16 protein-coding genes and 5 pseudogenes are annotated in these 25,010 nt (G+C 58.7%); 6 read left to right on the plus strand and 15 right to left on the minus strand.

All coding sequences use genetic code 11. The features are described 5' to 3' along the window. Positions 1–144 precede the first annotated feature (144 nt). Both NLN62_RS02300 and NLN62_RS02305 read left to right on the plus strand, forming a co-directional pair. Positions 145–1,293: an IS110 family transposase gene (locus NLN62_RS02300; protein WP_254107210.1), complete on the plus strand. Its 1,149-nt coding sequence runs from the start codon at positions 145–147 to the stop codon at positions 1,291–1,293. Positions 1,294–1,851: 558 nt separating this feature from the next. Further along, positions 1,852–2,113 (plus strand): annotated as a pseudogene (locus NLN62_RS02305) (transposase); the annotation flags it as partial. Positions 2,114–2,115: 2 nt separating this feature from the next. Here the strand turns inward: NLN62_RS02305 and NLN62_RS02310 are convergent. Then, a pseudogene (locus NLN62_RS02310) lies at positions 2,116–3,494 on the minus strand (IS110 family transposase). Between the two features lie 228 nt (positions 3,495–3,722). Here NLN62_RS02310 and NLN62_RS02315 point away from each other — a divergent pair. Further along, positions 3,723–4,102, plus strand: a pseudogene (locus NLN62_RS02315) (IS3 family transposase); the annotation flags it as partial. A gap of 30 nt (positions 4,103–4,132) precedes the next feature. Here NLN62_RS02315 and NLN62_RS02320 read toward each other — a convergent pair. The 5 genes from NLN62_RS02320 to NLN62_RS02340 form a co-directional block, all read right to left on the minus strand. After that, positions 4,133–5,107 carry an IS4 family transposase gene (locus NLN62_RS02320; RefSeq protein ID WP_254107211.1) on the minus strand — a complete coding sequence of 325 codons (975 nt, stop codon included), beginning with the start codon at positions 5,105–5,107 and terminating at the stop codon, positions 4,133–4,135. Further along, the gene (locus NLN62_RS02325) at positions 5,104–5,619 is read right to left on the minus strand and encodes a transposase DNA-binding-containing protein (RefSeq protein WP_254107212.1); all 516 of its coding nucleotides are present in this window, start codon (positions 5,617–5,619) and stop codon (positions 5,104–5,106) included. Before NLN62_RS02325 ends, NLN62_RS02320 begins: the two co-directional genes overlap by 4 nt. Before the next feature lie 189 nt (positions 5,620–5,808). Then, positions 5,809–7,450, minus strand: a protein-coding gene (locus NLN62_RS02330) for an IS66 family transposase (RefSeq protein ID WP_254107213.1) whose coding sequence is annotated in 2 segments (ribosomal slippage) — positions 5,809–7,317 and positions 7,319–7,450 — 1,641 coding nt in all. Because the reading frame shifts where the segments join, the coding sequence is not laid out codon by codon here. Between the two features lie 44 nt (positions 7,451–7,494). After that, positions 7,495–7,839 carry an IS66 family insertion sequence element accessory protein TnpB gene (gene tnpB, locus NLN62_RS02335; RefSeq protein ID WP_254107214.1) on the minus strand — a complete coding sequence of 115 codons (345 nt, stop codon included), beginning with the start codon at positions 7,837–7,839 and terminating at the stop codon, positions 7,495–7,497. Beyond that, positions 7,836–8,237 carry a transposase gene (locus NLN62_RS02340; protein WP_254107216.1) on the minus strand — a complete coding sequence of 134 codons (402 nt, stop codon included), beginning with the start codon at positions 8,235–8,237 and terminating at the stop codon, positions 7,836–7,838. The genes tnpB and NLN62_RS02340 overlap by 4 nt, the downstream gene beginning before the upstream one ends. Positions 8,238–8,304: 67 nt before the next feature. Between NLN62_RS02340 and NLN62_RS02345 the strand changes: the two are divergent. Beyond that, positions 8,305–8,799 (plus strand): annotated as a pseudogene (locus NLN62_RS02345) (IS3 family transposase); the annotation flags it as partial. A gap of 538 nt (positions 8,800–9,337) precedes the next feature. Here NLN62_RS02345 and NLN62_RS02350 read toward each other — a convergent pair. The 6 genes from NLN62_RS02350 to carA all read right to left on the minus strand — a co-directional run bounded on the left by NLN62_RS02350 (position 9,338) and on the right by carA (position 18,251). Beyond that, on the minus strand, positions 9,338–11,173 hold the full coding sequence (locus NLN62_RS02350) for a carbamoyltransferase (RefSeq protein WP_254107217.1): 1,836 nt from the start codon (positions 11,171–11,173) through the stop codon (positions 9,338–9,340). Between the two features lie 7 nt (positions 11,174–11,180). Then, positions 11,181–11,330, minus strand: a complete 150-nt coding sequence (locus NLN62_RS02355; protein WP_254107218.1) for a DUF5989 family protein — start codon at positions 11,328–11,330, stop codon at positions 11,181–11,183. A 12-nt stretch (positions 11,331–11,342) separates the two neighbouring features. Continuing rightward, positions 11,343–11,765: an SxtJ family membrane protein gene (locus NLN62_RS02360; RefSeq protein WP_254113320.1), complete on the minus strand. Its 423-nt coding sequence runs from the start codon at positions 11,763–11,765 to the stop codon at positions 11,343–11,345. A 129-nt stretch (positions 11,766–11,894) separates the two neighbouring features. Next, positions 11,895–13,064, minus strand: coding sequence for an SGNH/GDSL hydrolase family protein (locus NLN62_RS02365; RefSeq protein ID WP_254107219.1), 1,170 nt, complete (start codon positions 13,062–13,064; stop codon positions 11,895–11,897). A gap of 634 nt (positions 13,065–13,698) precedes the next feature. Beyond that, a complete protein-coding gene (gene carB, locus NLN62_RS02370; protein WP_254107220.1) occupies positions 13,699–17,097 on the minus strand; it encodes a carbamoyl-phosphate synthase (glutamine-hydrolyzing) large subunit in 3,399 nt (1,132 codons plus the stop codon). Continuing rightward, a complete protein-coding gene (gene carA, locus NLN62_RS02375) occupies positions 17,094–18,251 on the minus strand; it encodes a glutamine-hydrolyzing carbamoyl-phosphate synthase small subunit (RefSeq protein WP_254107221.1) in 1,158 nt (385 codons plus the stop codon). The genes carB and carA overlap by 4 nt, the downstream gene beginning before the upstream one ends. 775 nt (positions 18,252–19,026) lie before the next feature. Between carA and NLN62_RS53200 the strand changes: the two genes are divergently transcribed. Both NLN62_RS53200 and NLN62_RS53205 read left to right on the plus strand, forming a co-directional pair. Then, a complete protein-coding gene (locus NLN62_RS53200; protein ID WP_371932896.1) occupies positions 19,027–19,194 on the plus strand; it encodes a hypothetical protein in 168 nt (55 codons plus the stop codon). A 47-nt stretch (positions 19,195–19,241) separates the two neighbouring features. Next, entirely contained in the window at positions 19,242–19,448 is a 207-nt protein-coding gene (locus tag NLN62_RS53205) for a BamA/TamA family outer membrane protein (protein ID WP_371933095.1), read from the plus strand. A gap of 65 nt (positions 19,449–19,513) precedes the next feature. On the opposite strand, the gene NLN62_RS02385 is transcribed toward NLN62_RS53205, so the two are convergent. The 3 genes and pseudogenes from NLN62_RS02385 to NLN62_RS02395 form a co-directional block, all read right to left on the minus strand. Further along, positions 19,514–21,319: a carbohydrate binding domain-containing protein gene (locus NLN62_RS02385; RefSeq protein WP_254107224.1), complete on the minus strand. Its 1,806-nt coding sequence runs from the start codon at positions 21,317–21,319 to the stop codon at positions 19,514–19,516. A gap of 948 nt (positions 21,320–22,267) precedes the next feature. After that, a pseudogene (gene galE, locus NLN62_RS02390) lies at positions 22,268–23,253 on the minus strand (UDP-glucose 4-epimerase GalE). A 467-nt stretch (positions 23,254–23,720) separates the two neighbouring features. Next, positions 23,721–24,934 (minus strand): IS3 family transposase gene (locus NLN62_RS02395; protein ID WP_254107226.1). Its coding sequence is split into 2 segments (ribosomal slippage): positions 23,721–24,658 and positions 24,658–24,934, totalling 1,215 coding nucleotides; the frame shifts between segments, so codons are not numbered across the junction. Positions 24,935–25,010 lie beyond the last annotated feature (76 nt).

Here is a 25,010-nt window from a genome sequence, read left to right on the forward strand (position 1 = left end):
GCCCGCGATCAGGATGATCTCGCGGAGCCGCCGGTAAATTTAGACTGCTCCTCACATCGAACTGAAGCTGTAGATTCCATGGGGCGGTGAGCGAGCCCTATCCGGTAGGTTTGGGTTACCACACTCGAACCATCGGAGAGTCTGATGCAAGCATCGACCGAGAGCACGCCCACCGCCGGGCATAGTGGCACAATTTTTGTTGCGATCGAACTGAGTCAGAAGACCTGGTTGGTGACGCTGCACAGTCCGGATCGCGACCGGCTCTCGCGCCACAAGCTGGAGGGAGGCGATCACGCCGGGCTACTGGGCCTGATCGAGAAGGTCAGGGCTCGGGCGGCCGAGAAGCTGGGGTGGGCGCCAGGTGTGGTGAGCTGCTACGAGGCCGGTTATGACGGCTTTTGGCTGCACCGGCTGCTGCAGGCGGCCGGGATCACCAACTTCGTGTTCGATGCGGCCAGCATTGCGGTGGAGCAGCGATCGCGTCGGGCGAAGACGGACCGGATCGACGGCGAACTGATGCTGCGCACCTTGATGGCCTATTTGCGGGGCGAGCCGCGGGTGGTCCGGATCGTACGCGTCCCGAGCGTGGCGGAAGAGGATGCGCGGCGCGCGAGCCGCGAGCGCGATCGTCTGGTCAAGGAGCAGACGGCCCATAGCAACCGGATCAAGGCGTTGCTGCGCCTGTTGGGAATGGCTGTCGATACTCCGCGACGGCGGAACTGGCTCGCCTGGCTGGAGCAGCAGCGGGACTGGCAGGGGCAGCCGCTGCCGCCGCATCTTCTGGCCGAGGTCCAACGCGAGTATGCGCGCCTGATGCTGGTGCGGGAGCAAATTGCGGCGCTGGAGCAGGCACACGCTGCGCAGGCTTCTGCGGTCCCTGCTGCGATGAGCGAACGGCGCCAACTCTTGCAACGGCTCAAGGCGCTTGGCCCGGCCTTCAGTGCAACGCTGGTGAACGAGCTGTTCTACAAGGACTTCCGCAACCGACGCGAGGTCGCCGCCTATTGCGGCTTGGCGCCCAGTCCGTGGAAGAGCGGCGGCATTGATCTCGAGCAGGGCATCAGCAAAGCAGGCAATCATCGCGCTCGTCTGAAGGCGATCGAACTGGCCTGGCTCTGGCTTCGTCATCAGCCGGACAGCGCGCTCAGCCAATGGTTCCGTACCCGCACCGCCAACGCCGGCAAGCGTGCCAGGCGCATCGCCATCGTCGCGCTGGCTCGCAAGCTGATCGTGGCACTGTGGCGTTATCTCTCCACCGGGATCGTTCCGGACCAGGCGACGATGAAGGCTTAGAACCGAACCTCGCAGTCAGTGCGGCCAGCAGCTTAGCTGCGGTCCCCTGAGGATGGATGATGACCGTGCCACCCAAGGGCCAACCAAACCGTTTTGTAGATGGGTCTCATCCCCCTCGGCTTCCTCACCGCAAGCATGCGGAATGTGGGTACGGATTACACGATCCGACCGGATATGAGGTGATGCAGTGATTTGCTGCAATCGTCGGAAGCCAATCCTCGCTTGGGGCCCGTCGCCGCGCTGCGCTACGCATGGCTCCGCGCGCCGCCCTCCCAGAGCAAAACCCTGACCCATTCTCCCGCAACAGCCTTGACTCAAAACGCCCCATATGAGGGGTGGGCAGTACTCTCAGTATCGGCTCGCGCTGCGCTGCTCGCCATTGCCCTTCAGAGATGCCCCAGATTCTCTCCACAAGGTCTCTGCCACGCTTTTGTCGTCGCCCGCGAGGATCGACTGTGGCATCCCGCAGGTAGAGCCGGCCCCGGAATTCTGCACAGGGCGATAAGTGGAGTTTCTGCCTGACAGCGGGCACGCTGTGCCTGCGAATCAGGAGCGACAATGAGCAGAAGAACACGCCGGAACCACACACCGGCCTTCAAGGCGAAGGTGGCGCTCGCCGCCGTGAAGGGCGATCGAACGCTGGCTCAGCTTGCCGAGCAGTTCGACGTCCACCCCAATCAGATCACAGCGTGGAAAGGCTCCGCTTGAAAGCAAGGCCGCCGATGCGTTCGGTCCCGGCGGCGGCTCCGGAGCGGAGCAAGCAGCCATTGACGTGAAGTCGCTGCACGCCAAGATCGGCGAACTGACGCTGGAGAACGATTCCTAAGAAACGGCAGCACCGACTTTCGGCTCCAAGGGCTGGAGAACAAAGCCGAATGCTTTGGCACGCCGATGCAAATTGTTGACTACTCGCGTTCGGTAACGCGTCTCGTAGGACGAGGCCCCGGGATCGACATAGTCCATTCCGTATCGCACAGCATTGTAGAACAGAGCGATCTTGCGGGCCGTGGCGGTCACGGCCTTGGCCTTGCCGATGCGCGCTGAGAGCCGTCTATAAAAGGCGCCGAGCGCGGTGTCCGTACGACCCACGGTCACGGCAGCAAGGCGCAGAAGTGCCGCCGCCCGGCCGCCGGATCGCCGCGTTCGGGACGAGAGCATTTTGCCGCCGGAGACCTTGTTACTCGGCGCCAGCCCCAGCCAGGAGGTAAAATGCTTTGCACTTGGCCACGAGGAGAGGTCGTCGCCGCATTCAGCGATCAGCTTCAGCGAGAGGTAAGGACCGAGGCCGTCGATCGTGGTGATGTCCTTTCCGAGCAACGCGAACAGCGCCTCGCGGACGTCGAAAGCTAGAGCGTTCGCCTGATCGGTTCGGTTCCGACGCCGCGAGGCCCGCGGCGCTGATCCATGGTCATGACCGCGATGGATGCTCAGTTCCTTCAACACGGCTTCGATCCGGGCGTCGCAGGCAGATGCCTTCTCGTGGTAGGCGTCGTAAAGCGCAAGTGCCTGCTCGAGCGCAAACAGATGCTCGGCGCGATAGCTTCCGGTGACGCCTTCACGATCGTCTCGGCGCTGGCGTGGCAACTGTAATGGCGCAAGCACGCCAGCGCCTCCGGATCGCGCTCGCCGGCAAGGATCGCGCGTATGATACGCAGGCCGGTCGCGCCGGTGACGTCGGCGACAACGTGGTGCAGTTGAAGATTCATCTCCGTCAAGGCCTTCTGCATATGCTGGATGTGTGAGGCCGCGTACTCCAGCAGACGCTCGCGCTGACGCACGTAGGCTTGCAGCTCGGCAATCTTCCCTTTGGGCCGAAAGCTGGCCCGCAGCAACCCGAATGAATGGAGCCGCTGCAACCATTGCGCATCGCTGACATCGGTCTTGCGCCCCGGCACGTGCTTGGCATCGCGCGCGTTGACAAGAAACACGGTAAATCCCCTGGCATCGAGAAGCTCGAAAATCGGAATCCAGTAGACGCTGGTCGATTCCATGACGACGGTCTCGACGCCGCATTCAGTAAACCAGTCGACCAGCCGATGCAGATCGGCCGTGAAGGTACCGAAGCTGCGGACTGGCTCCAGTGCGCGATCTGCCCTCACAGCAGCCATGTGCATAGTCGCTCCGACATCGATGGCACCGGCGTTCGGGTGCACCATCGGCATCTTACCACTGTTCCTCGACTTCGATCTTTTGGGGTTCATATCCAATCCTCCTGCTGATGGCGGCGGAAGGGCTGGGCTGCGCTATTGGTCAGATTGCTAAACGGGATCGCTGGATGGCGTCACCACTCTCAAGTGCGCAACAACCAATGGACCAGGTTTTTTGACGGGGTCACGTGCCACCAAAATCGTATCGGCCTCTCCCTTCCGGCCGGCAATCTAGCGCCGGCCCGTTTCTATCCCACAGGGGGAGCGCAGCGCCGCGCATAGTTTTTTAGAAGGAGCGCTCACCAAGGCGGGATTGCTGAGCGCAAAGCGATGATCGACCGTGAGCACGAGCTGCCGATCACCAGGCAGGCGGACGCTTTGAACATCAGCCGCGGCAGCGTGTACTATCTGCCGCGGCCCGTGCCGGACGCCGACCTTGCGATCATGCAGCGCCTCGACCGGCTGCATCTGGAGAGTTCCCTTTTGCCGGCTCTCGCATGTTGCGAGGGCTGCTGGCTGCCGATGGGTGCAAGATCGGCCGTCGGCATGTGCGACGGATGGGGATAGAAGCGCTCTATCGCCGTCCACGCACGACAAAGCCCGAGCCGGGCCACAAGATCTACCCGTACCTGCTGCGCGGCATGGAGATCACGCGGCCGAATTAGGTGTGGGGTACGCATACGGCGTCCCTTTCAATTACCCACATTTCCAGCCGCTCCGATTTCGGCGCCGAGTTCGATATCGGAGAGTCTGGAGAGTCCGCGCCAGATGACAACATTTCCGGGTGGCGGATCGGCGGCCCTGGCCAGGTAGCCACCCAATCGTGCAAGTTTGGTCAAGTAGAATGCGAGGGTTCCAGGGCGACATCGTCGATTGCCGACGTCGCTGATGAGTTCATCGAGCAATGCGATCTCGGTGTCCGTCAAGGCCATCTTCGGTGACGCGTCCGGGGCCGTGCGATTGAGCATGGTGAGCCAGAGGACGCGCCAGCTGAGAATGCAGAAGACCGCCATCAGATTAGCGAGGCGCTCCGCGGTCCGCAGTTTTGAGTCTTCCGCCCTGCAGCCCGATTTCAGGATCTTGTGGAACATCTCGATTTTCCACCGCATGGCGTACCAGTTAATCTTCTCGATTGCCTCGGAGCGTCCGCGGACGGGTAGGTCCGTGATTAGCTTCCACTCAATGGATTTCCGGCCCTTTGGCGCACCGCGCTCGCTGGCGTGGATTACCGTCAGGTCGAGGGCGGGATAACGGTTTTGCTTTCCGATCGGAGGCAAGACCGCGATCCGCTTGAACTTGATCTCCAGCGCGGCTTTCGTCATCTCGCCCTCGTCGTCCCGCACGTCGATGTAATGCAGGCCCTTGACGCTGGTCTCTTCCATCTCGGTCGCAATGGTATGGCCGCCATCGCCTGCCAGCCGATCGACGCAGGCGCGGACAAGGAAATGAGCGCCAAGCTCTTGCGTCAGGCAATACAATTCGTAGATGTCGCTTTCGCGGTCGCCGATATGAATGCAACGCTCCGGCTGTCCGAGCCGTTCGATCGATTGCCTGAGATTGTCGAGCCAACGAACGCTCTCCTTCTTCTCGTTGGGAACCCGGGTCGGGTTGATCTTCTTCTTGAGTTGGGCCGTGCCTTTGAATTTTTTCCGTGTCCAGAATTTCACCGCCGCCAATCCCAGGGGAGGCCCTCGACGGTCACCGCGAGGCTGGAATGCATCAGCATTCCGCAGACCGTGTGATGGCGCCAACGGCCACCTTTGTCCCGGCCGCTATTGACGCTCTCGGTTATGCCGATCGCGCTCGTGTTCGCGCGTTGGTAGGAGAATTCCGTGGTGTCCTGGATAAGGAGAATCGGGCCTGTACAATCATCGTAACGCGTGCGCGTGGCGGCGAGGTGGCCGCTAAGAATGTCGGCTTCCTCCACGCGCTCGTTGGCGAAGAAGCGGTAGGCTGCCTTCGTGTTCGCCCAGTCTTGGCACGCGAACGGTATGCTCCCGCCCATGCCATCACCAATTTGCCTTAACAACTCGCCAAATCGTTGACCAAGACGGGCGTCCTTGAAAGCCGTCCTGTCGATCTCGCGCTCAGTCCAGTGTTCGACGGCGCTTTCATCACGATCATCCTGGTGACCATCCGGGCCCGCCGACCAACGAGATATCGCACCGCTCGAACACATGAAGGCACCTCGCCGTCGCGATTCAGGTGCTCAACAGTGAATCACAACCGATTCATCCGATTCAAGATTCTTCGATCGAGCCTCCCGCAAATGAATCGAGCCCTTGTGGGTAATTGAAAGACGACGAAGACCGCCTGATTGACGCATGCGCGCGGGTACGGCGAGCTCTATGATGGCGTTGCGCGAAGGTCAGGCGGCCTGCTTGTCGGCTTGGCGCAGGAGCTTCCATTCCCAGGGCAGCAGTTCGTGCAGACGCGATACGGGAAGATCGGCGATACGGGCGAGGACGTTGGCGAGCCAGGCCTTGGGATCGACGTCGTTGAGGCGACAGATCGTGATCATCGTCAGCATGATGGCGGCACGATCGGCGCCACGCTGGCTGCCGGCGAAGGTCCAGTTGCGCCTTCCCAAGGCGATACCTCTCAATGCGCGCTCAGCACAATTGTTGGTCAAGCAGATCCTGCCATCTTCGAGGAAGCTGGCGAAGTCGCCCCAGCGCCTGAGCATGTAATTCATAGGCTTCAGAACCTCGGCCGAACGCGAGAGCGTTTCGCGCTCGCGGAGCGACCAGGCATGCATGTCGTCGAGAAGCGGCTTGCTCTTTTCCTGGCGCACGGCACGCCGCTCGTCGGCGCTGCGACCATTGATGGCGCGTTCGATCTCGAACAGCGTGTCGAGGCGCCTGACCGCCTCCAGCGCGATCGGGGAGATGGGTTTGCCCTTCTGGCCTTCCCGGGCGTTTCTCTCGATGTCGGCCAGCTCGAAGAAGCCCCGCCGCGCATGGGCCAGGCAAAACGCCGGTGTAATCGGCATCGCTTTCTTTTGCGGATCGAACAACGGCTCGAAGCCGCTGTAGCAATCGGCTTGCAGGATGCCGGCGAAGGCGGCCAGATGCCTCTGCGGGTGCTCGCCTCGTCGGTCTCTCGAGGCGTAATAGACCGCCGCCGGCGGCGCAGGCCCGGCGAAGGGCCGGTCATCCCGCACATAAGTCCAGATCCGTCCGGTCGTGCACTTTCCCTTCGCCAGGATACGGATGGTGGTGTCGTCGCCATGAAGGCGCTCGGCAGCGAGCACATGGCGCTCGATCAGGTGGAAGAGCGGCATCACGGCGAAGGTCCCGTGGCCGACCTGGTCGGCCAGCGTCGACAACGGCAGGTCGATCCGCTCGCACTTGAAGCGCGCACTCTGGCGGATGAGCGGGATATGCATGCCGAACTTGTCGAACAGGATCGTCGCCAGCAATTGTGGGCCGATAAAGCCGCGCAGCGTGGCATGGAACGGCGCGGGCGGCTGGCTGATCTTCTCGCAATCACGGCAGGTGAACTTCTCGCGTACCGTCTCGATGACCTTGAAGCGACGCGGGATCTCCTCCAGCGTCTTGGTTACATCCTCGCTGACCTTCGCCAGCCGCGATCCTCCGCAGCAGGCGCAGGTCGTTGGAGCCTCAATGACAACGCGCTCGCGTTCGATGTCGTCCGGCCATGGCTTGCGCACCGGCCGCTTGCGCATGAAGGGGCGGACGTTCTGCGTCTTCGCCGCTGCGGCCTGCGCGGCAAGCTCATCCTCGCTCGCCGTGGTGGCGAGTTCTTCGAGCTCCAACTCCAGCTGCTCGATCAGACGCGCCGTGCGCTCGGAGCGCTGCCCGTACAGTTCGCGTTTTAGCTTCTCGATCCGCAGCTCGAGATGCGCGATCAACGCCCTCGTTGTCCGACAGCTCCGCCCGCGCATTGGCAGCTACCGCCTCGGCTCGCAGCCGCGCCTCACGCTCGGCCTGCAGCGCCGCTGGGGCACTGACAAGGTCCGAGGGAAGATCGTCCGGCTTCGATATCATGAAGCTTGAATCAGATCGAGCAGCAGATTCAAACCGTAAAACGGCTATCCGACCCGCGTGCGCTGGGTTTCTTGAGGGTTGCGCCAAACGATCCCAGACAATAGATAGCTCGACTGCGTCGACGAGATCGTTACCGATTCACCGGTAACTGATGGCCAGATGAACCTTCCTCTCTCGAGTCTTTTGGTAAACAGGCATGCTCCCTGGCCATCATCCCAGATCATCTTCACAAGATCGCTGCGGCGACCGCGGAAGACAAACAGATGACCGCTGAGTGGGTCTTTGCGCAGCACCTCCTGCACTTGGAGTGCCAACGACGGAAAGCCTCTGCGCATATCCGTGTAGCCGGTCGCGAGCCACACTCGCGCGCCTGTCGGAACCGGGATCATTGGCGCACCAGAGCATCGAGAACTCGACGCAGCGCGTCTCCATCAACGTCGCCATCGACCCGGATGCGGTGTCCGCTACCAAGATCAATCTCGATGATGCCCTGGTTCCTCCGTCGACGCGCTGGCGCCGCCGTCAATGGCGCTTCGGCCACATCCCGCGGCGGCACAGACGGCCCAATCTCGACCGGCACTAACGGCGCTATACTCGTCTCGCTGTGCTTGCAAAGCTCTTTGCGCCACCTGAACAGCTGGCTCACATGAAGGCCGGCCATGCGAGCCACCTCGGAAACAGTGGCTCCGGGCTCGAGCGATGCTGCAACGAGCCGTTCCTTCTCATCCTGCGACCACCGACGCCGCCGCTCGACCGATGTGATCACTTCCGCCCGCGAAATCGTCATAGCGCTTCTCCTAGGATTACCCCTAGGACCTGCAGCGCTCGCGTCCATCAAACAAGGCGGCCCTCAACGGAGGAATACGGTGTGGGCGATGGACATCACGTACATCCCGATGGCGCGCGGCTTCGTCTATTTGGCGGTTGTGCTCGACTGGTTCAGCCGCCGCGTGCTGTCGTGGCGCGTATCGATCACCATGGAGGCGGCGTTCTGTGTCGAGACGCTTCAGGATGCCCTGGCTCGTCACGGCAAGCCGGACGTCTTCAACACAGATCAGGGCTCGCAGTTCACCGGACAGACTTTTACCGGCGTGCTCGCCGACAACGGCATTGCGATCAGCATGGACGGCAAGGGAGCCTGGCGGGACAACGTGTTTGTCGAACGGCTATGGCGCAGTGTCAAATACGAGGAGGTGTATCTGCGGGCCTATGACAGCGTCAGCGAGGCCCTCGCGTCGATCGGCCGATACCTCGACTTCTACAACGGTCGGCGCCCGCATTCGAGCCTTGACGGCATCACCCCCGATCAAGCCTACTTCAACCTGCTGCCACTCCGCTTGGCAGCCTAACCTTGGCAGAGGCTTCACCTATCGAAGCGGAGACTCTGTTCAGACAACCGGGACCACCTCGACAGCTCGGCTGCCTACAATCGGCTCGCCAAGCCGGTGGGCGCCGATGAGGGCGTGACGCGAGAGACGTTCGACATAGCCGTATGGTCGGTCATACGCCTATGTCTTCACTCTACGCTCGCGCTCCGCAAGGCAGCCTTCGCTGGAGCGTAAGCGGTGGCGCCGCTGGGACAAATCACCAGGAGATATAATCGAACTCCATCGGCTGCGTGGGACGACGTATAGACTTACCTCGCAACGATTTCTTCAGGCTTTTGAATCGTCTTGGGTCGACTGCGATAGGCATCCAGATAGCGCAACCGCGCCACGTTGATCATCATCGCAATGATCGGAAATGCATACCTGTTTTCTATTGTTGGAAAGATGGCACGCCCGGTTGCCATACTAATCCCACAACCGAACATGCTCGTGAACAGAGCCCAATATAGGTCACTATCAGATTTAGATTATTCGCAAAAAAACTGTATTAGAACTGCACTCAATCAAGCTCGAAGGCGTCCTTGTAGTCCCGCTTGAGTCCAGGATTCTGCTCCTCCTTGCGCAGGTAGCAGTTGCCCACAACAAGCACCTCGATCTCGGTGCCCATAAAGCAGCGGAAGGCATCCTCGGGAGTACAAACAATTGGCTCGCCACGGACGTTGAAGCTTGTGTTGACCATGACTGGGCAGCCAGTCATGGCCTTGAACCGGGAAATCAACGCATGGTAGCGTGGATTGGTATCGGAATGAACGGTCTGAATGCGCGCCGAATAATCGACGTGCGTAACCGCCGGGATGTCCGAACGCGGCACATTGAGCTTGTCAATGCCAAAAAGTTGGCGCTCGGCTTCGGTCATCGGACGTTGCCTGTCTTTGCAGACGGGGGCGACCATCAGCATGTAGGGTGAATCGGCGTCCAATTCGAACCACTCGGCAACGTCCTCGCGCAGTACCGAGGGTGCAAAGGGACGAAAGCTCTCACGGTATTTGACCTTGAGATTGAGCATCTTCTGCATTACTGGCGAACGTGGATCACCAAGGATCGAGCGGGCACCGAGCGCGCGCGGGCCGAATTCCATGCGACCCTGAAACCAGCCGACCGCCTTCCCGTCGGCCACTGCTCTGGCCGTTGCGTCGAGCAAATCCTTCTCCTCGAGCACGGTAAATTTTGCGCCGGCAGCGGTGAGCACCCCTTCAATATCGGACTGCGCGAATGCTGGACCGAGATAGGCGCCGCGCATGCCGTCGTTTCCGATGAATCTTGCCCGTGGCATGCCCTTCTGATGATGGCAGGCCGCAAGTGCTGCGCCAAGCGCGCCGCCAGCATCACCCGCTGCTGGCTGGATCCAAATCTCATCGAAGCGGCCGTCCCGTTGTAGGATGCCGTTAGCAACGCAATTGAGTGCAACACCGCCCGCAAGGCATAGTTTCTTGATCTTGGTCTCCGCCGCGAGGGCACGGGTAATGCGAATCACAACCGCCTCGGTCACGGCCTGGATCGAGGCAGCGAGATCCATATGACGTTGGGTCAGCAGTTCCTCCGCCTTGCGAACGGGCCCGCCAAACAGCGCGTCGAAGCGCGCATTTGTCATGGTCAATCCGGTGCAGTAATCGAAGTAGTCGAGATTGAGCCGAAATGAGCCGTCCGCCTTTAGGTCGATGAGATGATCGAGAATTTTTTGCGCGTATTTCGGCTCGCCATAAGGGGCAAGCCCCATCACCTTGTATTCACCCGAATTCACCTTGAAACCCGTGTAATAGGTGAAGGCCGAGTAGAGAAGGCCGAGCGAATGCGGGAAGTGGATTTCCTTCTCGATCGAGAGTTCGCTGCCGCGTCCGATACCGGCTGACGTCGTTGCCCATTCGCCGACGCCATCCATAGTAAGAACGATGGCTTCCTCGAATGGAGATGGATAAAATGCGGACGCTGCATGGCTGAAGTGATGCTCTGAGAAAAGCAGCTTGTCGGCCGTGCCAAGGCTCTCGTCGATCGCCTTTAATTCCTTGAGCAGAAGATTTTTCTGGAAGAGCTTCTCACCAATCCAGACGGGCATCGCCTTTCTGAATGAATCAAAGCCGCGCGGCGAGAAGGCAAGATAGGTCTCTAGCAGCCGCTCGAATTTCAGGAACGGCTTGTCGTAGAACGCAACATAATCAATGTCACTGGCGCTCACGCGCGCGCCTTCGAAGCACCACTTGACGGCGTTAGCCGGAAAGCCGGCATCGTGCTTCTTGCGGGTGAAGCGTTCCTCCTGCGCCGCAGCCACGATCGTGCCGTCCTCGACCAGCGCGGCGGCGCTGTCGTGGTAGTAGGACGAAATCCCCAGAACAATCATCGGCGGCTCAGAAGATAGTGTAGATGAATGGAGCTACGGCAGAGCCCTTGGTCAGAACCACAAGCCCACCCATGACGAGCAGCATCAGTATCAGCGGCAGCAGCCAGAATTTCCTGCGAACGCGCGAAAATTCCCAAAGCTCGGCAAGAAAGGACACAGTCGAATCCTCCTAAAATTGTCTCGTCATGCCGCCGATCGGCGGCGCCGGAGGATCGCGCCGGATCCAGTAGCTCGCCGCCGTTCTGTCGAATTTCAGATTAAGCAGATTCTTGCCCAAGGCACGCACGACCAAGCCCATCGGAACAACGGCACCAAAAAAAAGTGCTCCCATCACGATCGGATTAACCACCTGGTGCAGCATGAGCCCGAACCTGAACCACAATTGATTTAGAGGCCTCAACAGCCGGGGCGCCACGAACGCACAAACCAGGAATGCGCCCCCTAAACTAATGGCCCACCAGCGCACTGCGCCGCCATGGTAGAGCGGCCCTAGCCCGACAACTACGAGTACGATCGTGAAAACTATACCGAAATTGCGTTCAGTCCCGATTGTTACTTTACGGTGAGATTGGATGGAGTCGTTTGCTGTCATGACCGCTGATGAACTCAATCTGCGACCTCCCCTTTTTTGCTTATAGGAAGAGCCCGTTCCGGTTCTAGCCCGATAGGCCGGGTTGCTAATTCGGTTGGTCTGAGCCGCGTTTGCGCGCTCCCGGTGGTGTCATTGAAGGGCATCGGTTTGGCGTCCTTCAACGACAGAGCGTTCGACAGCGGAACGCAGTGGATCAACCAGATGTTCGGCGACGATTTGATGGCCCCTTACGCCCCATAGATGCCCCTCTGGCGAGCCATAATCAGTTTTGCCGTCGAACCAAATCTCAGAAGCTAGGTAATCCAAGTCTCCCTGCTGATTGAGCGTGTCAACCTGCTTCAAGATCTCGGGAAAAAGGGCCAGTTGGCCCGGGACAGCGATCAGTATCAGTCGGATCCCGCGGCGCCGCAGATCGTCGGCGAACGCAACGAGCAATTCGTTGTAGAATTTTTCTTGCTCATGCGTTTCTTTGGCGGATTCAGTCACGCGCCGGTGCCAAAGATCATAAATACGATTTCGGGCCAAATTGTATGCAGCGCTTTTCTGAATAATCGACCCACTCAGCCAATTTTTGATGCTACTGAGTACAGAGTTTAAAGACCTATCCGTCCTGAAATCGAAACGACCGTCAACAAGAGTAGTCACCATCTCGTATAAATTGTCGCTGGGGTCGTTACCACAGAACTGCAAGACAACGACTTCGGGCTCAAACAGGCGTCCAAATTCATAAAAGACACGGATCTCATGGGTAAGGCCGAAGCCGGGCACGCCCAAATTAACTACATTTGCCTTCGACGCCAGTTTGTCCGCTAGAACCGCGCCAAATTCCTCACCGTCATTAACGCCCTGGCCAAAGGTGTAAGAATCGCCAAGCAATACTATATTGGGGCGATCATATCGGTTTGAAATCGGTGGCATAGAGACGCGAAAGCCATACTCGTTGGTATGATAAACGAATTTCCAGGCACCAGGTAACTGCTGTACGATTGTCGCCGATTTTGGCAGCAGGGTGCCATAGCGCGATGAATGGACAAGTCGAGGATAGAGTTCCGGCTGTGGGTTAATGAGGCGGACAGAAACCTCAAAAAACGCGAGACATGTGAGAACTGAGCCGGATGCAAGGATGGTGATGAAAACAGCTTTGCGGGTCATATTGATTGCCTTCGCTACGTCACGCGCGAGTTGTGCTAGGGAGATGTCCTTCGCCGATGCTGCCAAACGGTTTTGCAAAGGCATTTTTTGCAGCGAAAGCGCTGCCCGAGCGTCCTCTAGATAACTGTCCCAAAACTTCGCCGGCACGCCTCGCTTCGCCATACGCGGTCGATTGATCCGAAAGCCTTGATTGCTGAGACTCGTAAATGCGACGTCCAGCTTCCTCGACAATGCGGTCGCTGAGCCATTCACTCACGAAAACCTCGCCCGTTCCGTCGCTGGAGTATTTCGTACACGCAGAGGCGACAGCAAGGGGACTAAGGGGGACTCCCTGGGGACTTAGGGGTACCCCCTGAGGACAGGCGCGCCGACGGTAAATGTTTATCGCTTTTCAGCCTGGTTGCGCTTGACCAACAATAAACGATTTGTCGCGTTCGACAGGACACAATGTCGCGCGGCTGGCCGGAGACTGTTGCCCTTGCCCTCATGCGCTGCTGCAGCCTCTAAATTAGTACATCTCACGCGCTCGGGCTTGCGGGCGACCTCGATGCGCTTTTCGATGGGAGCGCGCTCGGGCGACTACTCCACCATGGTGAGCGATGAAGAATTTCGTGGAACCCACGGCGCTCGGTCAGCATCAGGAAAAGGGCTTCCCCGAGATCGGCTCGACGCGGATTGCGATCTCACAATTAGAGCTGATCGGCCAGCCGACAGGCGTCTCGGGCTATGCGGTCTCACGGCTCGATCCGAGCGGCAGTCACCAAACCGCAGGTGCCACACACTACCTATTCGACACATCTTGGCGGGTTCGGCTATCTCGGCGGACTGGAAAGGCCTGTGCCGCCCGAGCTGATGTTCCCGGACTTCTTGGCGCGGCGGCGGGCCGAGTGCAAGGCACCTCTGTCTGACGACCGCTCATTCTCGCTTTCGAATGTCCATCAGGTTGCGAACCAACAATGAGCCGATGATCGAGCGCTACGTGATCATTGAGTGCAAAGACCTCAAGGCCCGATGATTTTCGCCAGCGCGATGCCTCGATGACTGCTCGGGCCAGCTGCAAGTCAGTGATCAGCGGTACGCCCAAGTCGATTGCTTGCCGACGAATCCAATAGCCGTCTGGCCGGCCATTTTTATCGTATTCGCGCGTGACGTTGATCACCAAATCAACCATCCCCTGAGCAATGACATCAAGCCCGATAGTCCCGGTTTCGGTTCTCTTCTCCACCGTTGTGCACGGAATTCCTTCTCCGGCGAGTATTTCAGCCGTGCCGCGCGTCGCATAAACGGGCAATTGAAGCTCCTGCGCGATGATCCGCGCCTCCTCAGCAAACCAATACTTGTCGACGACTGGGCCGAGCGACAACAGCACGCCTTTGCGCGGAAAGCGAATGCCTGTTGCGAGCAGTGCGTGTTGCAGTGCTTCGTGCAAGTCGCGGCCGAGGCAGCCGACCTCACCAGTACTCATCATTTCGACGCCCAGCATCGGATCCGCTCCTGCCACTCTTGAGAACGAGAACATCGGCGCCTTGACGCCAACGTAGTCGAGATCCAGGAGATTCGGGTTTACGATCTCGCGACTGACGCCGAGCATTCGGCGCATGGCTTCTGCGGCAAAATTTTCGCCGGTTACCTTCGAAACGAACGGGAAGCTGCGCGAGGCGCGCAGATTGCATTCGATTACCTTGACCGCGTTGTGCCGGGCAAGGAACTGAATATTGAAGGCTCCGGTAATAGACAGCGCGCGCGCCAACGCCACGGCGATCTGTTTCACACGCCGCAGGGTCCCTATGTAGAGCGTCTGCGGCGGTAGCACCAGAGTTGCGTCTCCGCTATGTGTGCCGGCGTCTTCGATGTGCTCGGAGATCGCCCACAGGACTAGCTCCCCACGGTCGGCAACGCCGTCGATCTCCACCTCCCGCGCATGAGTTTCGAATTTCGATACCACCACGGGGTACTCTGGAGAAACTACCGACGCCTGCGCCAGAAAGCGGCGCAGCTCACCCGGCTCGCGCGCGACCGCCATCGCGGCACCGCTCAGCACATAACTTGGCCGGACCAATACTGGAAACCCGCCCAAGTGGTCCACAATTGTCGCAGCCCTATCAATGTCGGTGACGTGCGCCCAGCGCGGCTGATCGATACCCAGCTCATCGAGAAGCGAGCTGAATCTGCGGCGATCCTCGGCCGCATCGATCCGCTCGGCACTGGTACCAAGGATCTTTACGCCCGCGGAATCGAGGCGCATAGCCAGATTGTTCGGCGTCTGGCCACCCATGCTGACTACTACGCCCTCAGGACGTTCATGCTCGCACAGGTCGAGCACCGTCTCAAGGCTCAGCTCGTCAAAATACAAACGGTCGCAGATATCGTAGTCGGTGCTCACCGTCTCCGGATTGTGGTTAAGCATGATCGTCTCGTAACCGACCGCCTCGGCCGCTTGGGCCGCATTCACCGCGCACCAATCAAACTCGACGCTCGAACCGATCCTGTAAGTACCCGACCCTAATATTAGGACCTTTTTGCGCCGCGATGGAGCGATGTCTGAGCAATCCGCATGGTAGGTCGCGTATAGATAGTTAGTTTCCGCGGGAAATTCGCCCGCCATCGTATCGATTTGCGAAAAGTGGGGCTTGATGCCCTGGGCTTTGCGCTCGGCGCGAATACTCTCTTCCGATACGCCCACGAGCCCGCCAATGGCGGCGTCGGAAAATCCCAAACGCTTAACCGTGAGCATCATGTCCGGAGCTAGCGGAAGCGTTGCGCGAGCGAGGCGCCTGTGGGTGTCGACGATGGGCTCGATCGCACGCAGGAACCAGCGATCGATGCGAGTCAACTGATGAATCTCATCAATGGAGAAACCGTCGCGGATTGCCTCAGCGATGGCAAAGATCCGAAATGGAGTGGGGTTGCGCAATTGGTCCTGAATATCGTCAAACCGGAACAGGTCCGGATCGAGGCCTCGCGCACCGATATCGAGCATGCGAACGGCCTTCTGAATGGCCTCCGGGAAGGTGCGGCCGATCGCCATCACCTCCCCGACGCTCTTCATCTCCGTGCCGATCCGGGTCGATGCACCTTGAAATTTGCCGAGGTCCCAGCGAGGAAATTTGCACACTATGTAGTCGAGCGCGGGCTCGAAGAACGCTGTCGTGCGGCGCGTAATGCCGTTGGGGATTTCGGTGAGTGAATAGCCCAGAGCGATCTTGGCAGCGACATACGCGAGCGGGTAACCGGTCGCCTTACTCGCGAGCGCGCTTGATCGCGACAATCGAGCGTTGACCTCGATGACTCGATAGTCTTCGCTGTCAGGGTCGAGCGCATATTGGATGTTACATTCGCCGACGATACCGAAATGGCGAATGGTGCGGATCGCGACGCTGCGCAGCAGCTGATACTCCCGGTCATTCAGCGTCTGCGAGGGCGCGATGACGATAGATTCGCCCGTGTGTATTCCCATCGGGTCGAGGTTTTCCATGTTACACACGGTGATGCAATTGTCGCGGACATCCCGCACCACTTCGTACTCGATTTCTTTCCAGCCTTGTAGGGCCTCTTCCACCAATACGTGAGAGGCGTCGCCGAAAGCGCGCGTCAATGCAGCTTCGATATCCGATTCGAACTGGACGATGCTGCTTCCCTTCCCACCCAGCGTGAAGCTGCTGCGCAGCATGACGGGCAGTCCGATCCTGCGTATCGCCGCTCGCGCTTCTTCGGGCGAGCGACATGACTGGCTGCGTGCCGTTTTCACGTCGATTTCGGTCAAGCGCTCGACAAACAGATGACGATCTTCGGTGTTGCGGATGGCTTCGATTGGAGTGCCGAGCACCTGAACTCCGTGCTTCGAGAATACACCCGCATCATGCAAGGCAAGACCGCAGTTAAGCGCCGTCTGACCGCCGAAGGAGAGCAGGATCGCGTCCACGCTCTCCTTGATGATGATCTGCTCGACGAGCTCGGGCGTCACGGCCGCAAGATAGATGCGATCGGCGAGTCCAGGACTGGTTTGGACAGTCGCGACATTTGGATTTACGAGCACCGTAAAAATGCCCTCTTCGCGCATCGCCTTTAGCGCCTGTGAGCCAGAATAGTCGAATTCGCCCGCCTGGCCGATCTGCAGCGCGCCGGAGCCTAACACCATCACGCGACGCGGCTTCCTTGGGAGATAAACACCGAACATCATCGGCCCCGCGCGGTGGAAGAAACGAGGCGCATGAAATCGTCGAACAAGAACCCGGTGTCTTGCGGGCCTGGACTCGCTTCCGGATGAAATTGGACGCCGAAGTACGGGAACTGAGACGACCGAATGCCCTCGTTGGTGCCATCGTTGGTATTGATGAACCAGGGTTCCCAATCTTTGGCCAGTGACCCGTCCCGTACCGCGTAACCGTGATTCTGACTTGTAACGTAGCAACGGCGGCTCAGGAGGTCCTGGACCGGTTGATTCACGCCACGGTGGCCGTACGGGAGTTTGTACGTATCGCCCCCCGCGGCAAGCGCCAGAATCTGGTTTCCGAGACATACGCCGAATATCGGCTTGCGGTAACTTTGCAACAGCGAGCGAATCTGGCGTATCAGCGGCACCAAGTCCTTGGGATCACCGGGGCCGTTGCCGATCACGATTCCATCCGCTTGGCTGGCGAGCGCGACGAGATCCACGTGCCACGGTGCGCGGATCACGCTCGCATCGCGGGCGAGGAGCGAGCGTACGATATTGTCCTTGGCTCCAACATCGACTAGTAACACCGTGAGCTCGCCGCGCGCGTAACGAATCGGCTCGCGCGGCGCGACAGCACGAAAGACTTCCTCGCGCATGTCCACGCCAACCGCGGCCTCTTGCGCTTTCTCCGCGGTCATCGTCGCCGGATAAAGCCATCCCTTCATGGTGCCGCGCTCGCGCAACCGCCGCGTCAGCGACCGGGTGTCGACGCCAGTTAAGCCCGCGACGCGCTCTGCTATCAACCATTCATGCAACGAGCGGCTCGCCGAGTGATGGCTATGGGTGTCGACGTAATTCTGCACGACGAGCGCTTGAACCTGAATGCGGTCGGATTCGTACGGACGGCCCAAACCCTCGGATCGCATAGCCGGCACGCCGTAGTTTCCAATCAGCGGATAGGTGAGAACTAGAATTTGACCGTGGTAGGACGGATCCGTGAGAGTCTCCACGTACCCAGCCATTGCGGTATTGAAGACAACCTCGCCGCATACCGGTTGCAACGCTCCGATTCCGCGACCTTGCAGTTCGGTGCCGTCCTCGAGGCGCAACCTAACTGGCGCCGCGCGCGCAAGCTCCTTCCGAAGTTGCGGCGGTTCAACTCTTTCGACGACATTCATTCGGGTAATCTCGCCCAATGGGAAGATCATGGCGGCTGATGGCATCGATCAGCGACCTAGAGGTGGTGGCAAGTGGCGTTAGAGAGACCACGCAGACGTGGAACCCAATGTAGCCGGCGGCTCCGGTCAAGAGGATCATGTCGAACGCTTTCCGTATTCGCCCAATCGGCTTCCATGCGCTCGCCGCCGGGATGCGGGCTATGCCCCAGATACGTTCTTCGCCCGCTGGCAGCCGAAAATCAGACCTCTAGCTCACCTTCATCGAGGGGTGAGCGCAACAGCGCCGAAGGATTACTCCCAAAAGCAAGTCGTTCCATATCATCGAGGGCGAGGTCGATATCGTGGGTCTTCGGCGAGGATGGCGCGCCCCCGATCACAGCGGGCGCCGCGAGAGCGGGGGCGGCCAGGGCGGTCAGTTGTTGATTCCACTCAGAAAATTGGGTTCGTTTTGCAAATTTGGCTCGAGGCAGTTGGCACGAAGGCAATTCTCGCATTCAGAATAACCAAGCTCTTATACAATTATAGATCGAAAATGCGGTCAACCCCAACCCCGCTACGCTCGTGGTGGCCGCCGTCGGCCGGACCACGGTAGCGAGTACCTGCTCGTATCAGAACCTCAAGGCATCAGCGAGCTTGCGGAACGCACGTTGCTTTGCATTGAAGGCCCGTCTCTCGTAGCGATGGAGTTTGTGCAGCTCGGGCGAACACGCTGCGCGGCGGTTACCTGAGCAATCTCAAGCGCGACAAAGAGGGTCGCGTTCCCGAGGATGCCGGTGTGCCCTCCGACTACGCGTTTGTGCTCGGAGGTATTTACTCGGTGCGCGGCTTTGACCAATCATCGGCGAGTGAGCGCATTCCCAAAGACGGCGACGGCGGATGGAAGCTGGGAACGACCAACGACAAAATCATTAAGACCGACAGACCGACGCCAATTATTATCTGATCAAAACCGAGCTGCGCTTTCCATTTTATGGCGAGATCGGTGGTGTGGTGTTTTACGACGGCGGCTCGGTGCATGTGAGTGGTTTCCATTTCGCGCGGCCTTATCGTGATGCCGTGGGATTTGGCTTTCGTTACAACACTCCAGTGGGACCGGTGGCTCTCGATATTGCTTTCAAGATTAATCCCGCCAAAGCGGAATACGGCCATGATCCGGAGTCGCCGTTTCGCGTGCAGTTTTACATTGGAACGTTTTAAAATTTGTCGCTCTTGAGGTGGGCGCGCGCCGCTGGGGATCGCGGCGCGCGTTGGGTGGGGAAGTATCAGGGCGATATTATCATATTGCGGTATCTGGCGACTTGAGTCTCGGAAGCGGCAGCTCGATAGAGCCCGAACTCCCAGTGACTCGTTCCTCCATATCCGAGAGCACCGGAGTAATTTAAGATCCGCACTCCATCTCGGTAGACGACGGCCGTGCCTCGCGAAAAATTCACGCTGATATCCATCTTGTAATAGCGACCGCGCTGGATGGGATTTGGATCCGTCCAAATATGGTGCTCACTTTTGTCAGCGGTCCAGCGCACATCAATGGACATGTGCTCGCCTTGCATCTCCACAGCGAAAGGTGGAGAGCCGCCCGCGGACCAAAGCTGACCGATAACCATCCATGTGGCAGTATTTGCTGCTCCGGGTTCCAGCATGAACTCGTACTGCACGTGCACGTCGGCGGTGTTCGGCCACTGGTCGACAGCTTCCACTTCCGCGCGGTTGCTGTGCGGACAGTCGCTATAATTGCCCCTCGTAAAACAATCTCCGGAGCGGATTTCAAAGCGCAGCGTCTGACTGTCAGGACTCGTGACGCTGTAAGATTTGTTCGCACTATCCACAAAGTACTGGTGGCCATCCAGCGTAAGAGTTGAGCCGTTGGATCCTGAAAAACCCGCTATGTCGGGAACGGGAACGCTCCACGGTAAGGGGCTCGGAGCTGGCGCGGGTGCTGGAGCCGGAGAAGGACTCGATGCGCCAGCGACGATACTGACTAAGTCAAAATACACCGTTCCCGTCGCTTGTCCGGAAACTAACATCAGTTGCATATTGCTATCCGTCGAAGGCTGAGTAAACGTGAAACTGAATTTCTGCCATGTCGTGGTCAGTGAAAAAGTCTGAGTCGCGGATCTGGTAAATGGAGAGTAAGCTTGGCCAACGGCCGCAATGAGGTCACGGTTAGCACCGGCTTTGGCATAAAAGCTAACTGTGTACTGCTGACCCCCGGTCAAAGCAAGATTCGGCTGATAAATCGCAAGGTCCCAGATGTTAGATAGACTCTGAGTGACGGACAGTTTGCCTGAGTAGCTTCCAGAATAGCTAGTGGTGTTGTCCGTTCCGATTGTTGCGGTGCCATTGTTGCGATTGAGGTACCAAGAAGCAACGCCCGATTCAAACGAACCGTTTGCTATCAAGTTTGGCGAAGGCGCGGGAGCAGGTGCAGGCGCTGGTGCCGGGACCGGTCCTGGAGTCGGAGCTGGTGCAGGTGAACCCATATTCGGCAGTGGGATGGAAATGGAAATATTCGTGACCATCGCGGTGCCAGGGTTGCCGAACATCCCTAAGTTGCCAAGGCTGGTGACAGAAGCTTGTTCAGTACGAAAAGCATAGTCCACAGCCAACTGAATCTCGGCACTGCCCTTAGGCGTAACAAATACGCTGTATTTATGAGCTGGCACGTTGACCACCATGCGGATGTGATACGAGACGCCGGAACTGTAGGCGAGGCTCGTGAGCGCGCCATAAGCCGCACCATTTCTCACGTCGATGAAACCATCCGGATTAAAGCGCACAATGGCGGCCAGATCATTGTATGTACCGGCTGCATTTTGCGATAAACCAATCACCAAATCCTGTTTGTTCTGCCCTGGGACAATGTCGTAGTTAAGTGTGAAATTATCCAGTGCGAATGAGTTGTCGGTGAAACCAGCCACGGTGCTTAATGACATCATGGCGAAACCTGAACCGCCGTTGTCCAACACCGATGAAGATTGCGCAGCACTCTTAAATCCTGTGTCACATTCCGCGCCAACGAAGACCGCAAGCGCAAGAATGAAAGATAACAATATCGAACGTTTTTTCATAACCCCTCCCCTTTTCATAGAGTTTCAGCGTAAGGCGCGCCGGCAAATGATTGAAGTGTCAAATTTGGCAAGATATCTAAACTGCAAAAACAGTCGGGCCCCCTTTTGATTCGGGAGCCCGACAGGATTTGAGATGTATTTACGGTGAAGTGGTGAGCATCATGTTCCGGTAACGAGCTGCTTGAATGTCATTGGTCGTGGGCGCACGATAGATTCCATATTCCCATCATAGGGGAGCAGTCCTTGTGGAAAAAAGGGGGGTGCCGTTCATCCTATTGAGGTACATCCGCATGTGATCCCGACCCTTGTGCCTGAACTGGAGCAACACGGCCGCTTGCAGCTCGGCGGAGGCGAGCAAGCGACGCAATTGCTCGCAGTGAGCGCCGCGACGATCGATCGAATGCTCAGCGACGTGAAGGTTGCAGCGGCAGGCGGCCATCGGCGGCGGGCCGGGTTTTATTCCGCGATCCGTCGTGAGGTGCCGATCCGGACGTCAACGACTGGAACGACCCGGCGCCCGGCTTCTGCGAGGTTGACATGATGGCACATGGCGGCACGTCGGCGGGCTCGTTCATCCAGACGCTGAGGATGGTGGACGTGCCACCGGGTGGACCGAGTGCCTTGTCGCTGGTCAATCGCGACGGCAGCCGTCGAGGTGATCAAGCTCGCGCACGGCATCGAGACCTTAGATTGCTCGACCACCCATAATTATAGAGGGCTGGTCAGATTACCGGCATCACTCATTTTGCGAATACGCAAACTTGCCTAAGCGAGACAGGCGTCCCGTCATCGTGGTTTTCGCGCGACTGGCGGCTTCCTCGGACGAGGGCAACGGCAACAGTCTCTGGCCAGCCGCGATCTGCCGCAAGGTCTGCACCGGAATGGCGGTTAATGTAATTTGGCCTTATCTTACCATCTGGAATAGCTGGTTTTTGGACCTTGGCCTCGCTAAACCTGTCGTTGCGGCAAGATCCTCTCCCACGCAAGCGCGTGATGCACAATCGTGTCGAGATTGTCAAATTGCGGTCTCCAGCCTAGCACGGAGCGAATAAGTCCTGCGTCGGCAACAATCGCGGGCAGATCGCCAGCACGACGTCCGCCGAACGTCACGGCGAAATCGACCCCCGATACGCGCTTCACCGTATCAATCACGTCGAGCACCGAATGCCCCCGAGCGTAGCCGCAATTGAGGGTCGTTGAATGGCCTCCACTCCGCAAATATCGGAGAGCATCAAAATGGGCAGCCACCAAATCTGAAACGTGGATGTAGTCTCGAACCGCAGTGCCGTCTGCGGTGTTATAATCGGTGCCATAGACTTCGATTTTCGGACGCTTGCCAACCGCCGTCTCGACCGCCGCCTTTATGAGATGTGTTGCGTTCTTGGTCGACTGTCCAGTCCTTCCCAACGGGTCAGCTCCGGCCACGTTAAAGTAGCGCAAGATGATATGCTTCAGACCAGATACCGCCGAAGCGTCTCGCAGCATCATCTCCGACATCAGCTTCGAGGAGCGTATGGCGACATCGGTGCGGGTTGGCTGTCCTCGTGGACTACAACCCTTGGCCCACTTCCATAAATCGCACAAGTCGATGAGAAGATGAAATTGCGAACACCACCGTTGATCGCGCTTTCGATCAGCGACCTGGAATTGACGGTGTTGTTGAGATAATATTTCAGAGGAATTGAGACAGACTCGGATACGACTGTCGATGCAGCAAAATGAATGATGGTCTCGACCTCGTGTTCCGCGAGCAGTGACTGCAACAAGGCTTGATCACCGACATTGCCGCGCACGAGAGGCACGCCCTTTGCGACTGCCCATTCAAAGCCCGTTGAAAGATTGTCGACTACAATAACCTGCTCGCCGGCATCGACGAGAGCATGGACCATGTGGCTGCCGATGTAGCCTGCGCCGCCGGTTACCAAGGTGGTCATCGATACTTCCGTTTGGATTCAACTAGAGCAGAGGCAAATCCCTGACTGGATACGTGATGCTGTTGTTTTCTCTCGATCAAAAGCGATTATCGACACTACTACTGCACGCTAACATGAGCCTATACTTGGCGCTATTCAATACCCCGCACGAGGTAGCTGATCGACAACATTTTTGCAGCGGCTGGTTGGTCCCTTTTGATCTGCCGTCGAGAATATGAAGTGCTTTGCAGCTGTCGTGGTATTCGCCTGGATCGTTGCTGTCATCGTTTCCCGTTCACGAAAATCCAGTTCTCAGCAGACGGGTCGATGAGCTCAGGTTGTGAAATCGCGAGCGGGGCAAGCGACGACCGGTTGCTGATGTCGAGCTTCCGGAAGATGTGGTGAAGGTGAACTGAAATGGACCCGCGAAGCGGGACCGGTTGAACCGGCTTGTTAGTTGGAAACTGATCGCTCCTGATCCCTTTCTATCACGCAGCCAGAGATTCTGTCTGCTGCTGTTGCTGTGGGCATGTGGTCAACGCGTCAGCGTTGTCCACCATGTCCACAGCCTTCGCGGCCTGCATCCGTTCGCGCCAGACCGCCATCGGCGTGCGATAGCCGAGGGACTGATGAAGGCGACGATCGTTGTAGAAGGCGATCCAGCTCGCGATCCCTGCCTTGGCCTCGCGGCCGTCGGCATAGCCCTTGAGATAGATGTCCTCATGCTTGAGAGACCGCCACAGCCGCTCGATGAAGACGTTGTCCATCCAACGACCGCGGCCATCCATGGAGATCTTGATCTTTGCGGCCGCCAGCGCGCCGGTGAAGGCCACGCTGGTGAACTGGCTGCCCTGGTCGGTGTTGAAAATCTCCGGCGTGCCGTACTTCGCCAGCGCCTCTTCCAGAGCCGTCACGCAGAACGAGACCTCCATCGTATTCGATAACCGCCACGCCAGAACCGCACGGCTCGCCCAGTCGATGATGGCGACGAGATAGAGAAAGCCGCGGCCGATGGGCAGATACGTGATGTCGGCCGCCCATACCTGGTTCGGCCGGTCGATCGTCATGTTGCGCAGCAGATAGGGATAGATCTTGTGGCCCGGCGCCGGCTTTGTCGTGTTCGGCTTCGGTCCCAGCGCCGCGATGCCCATCTTGCGCATCAACCGCTGCACGCGCTTGCGATTGATCTGAAGCCCCTCAGTCTTCAGCATCGCGGTCATCCGCCGCGAGCCCAGGAATGGCCAGGCGGTGAACAGCTCGTCGATCCGCTGCATCAGGGCAAGGTCGTTGTCGTTGGCCGGCCGTGGCGGCCGGTAGACCCCAGAACGGGCGATGCCAAGCAACATGCATTGCCGGCGGATCGACAGCGCCTGGTCGGCGCGATCGAGCATTCCTCGACGGTCCGGCGTGCTCATCTTCCGGACCTCCGCGCTAAAAAATCGCGCTCGACTGTCAGTTGTCCAATCTTGGCGTGCAGCTTCTCGATCTCGCGTTCGCGCGTTTCCTCGCTCTCGCGCCCGACACCCGCGTCAAAAGCCCGGGCCGCCTGGTCCAGCAGCTGCTTCTTCCAGGCATAGATCTGGTTTGGGTGAACCTCATAGCGCTGGGCCAGATCGGCCACCGTCGCCTGCTCCCGCACGGCTTCCAGCGCGATCTTTGCCTTCAACGCCGCGTCGATCTTCCGTCGTGTCTTCTTCGTCATCATGCCCTCCGTCTATCAAACGGAGCGGCCCTTTTCCAACTTAGCCTCTGGTCCCAAAACCGGGGTCCATTTCAAA

It is taken from the genome of Bradyrhizobium sp. CCGUVB23 (assembly GCF_024199885.1).
GTDB lineage: Bacteria > Pseudomonadota > Alphaproteobacteria > Rhizobiales > Xanthobacteraceae > Bradyrhizobium.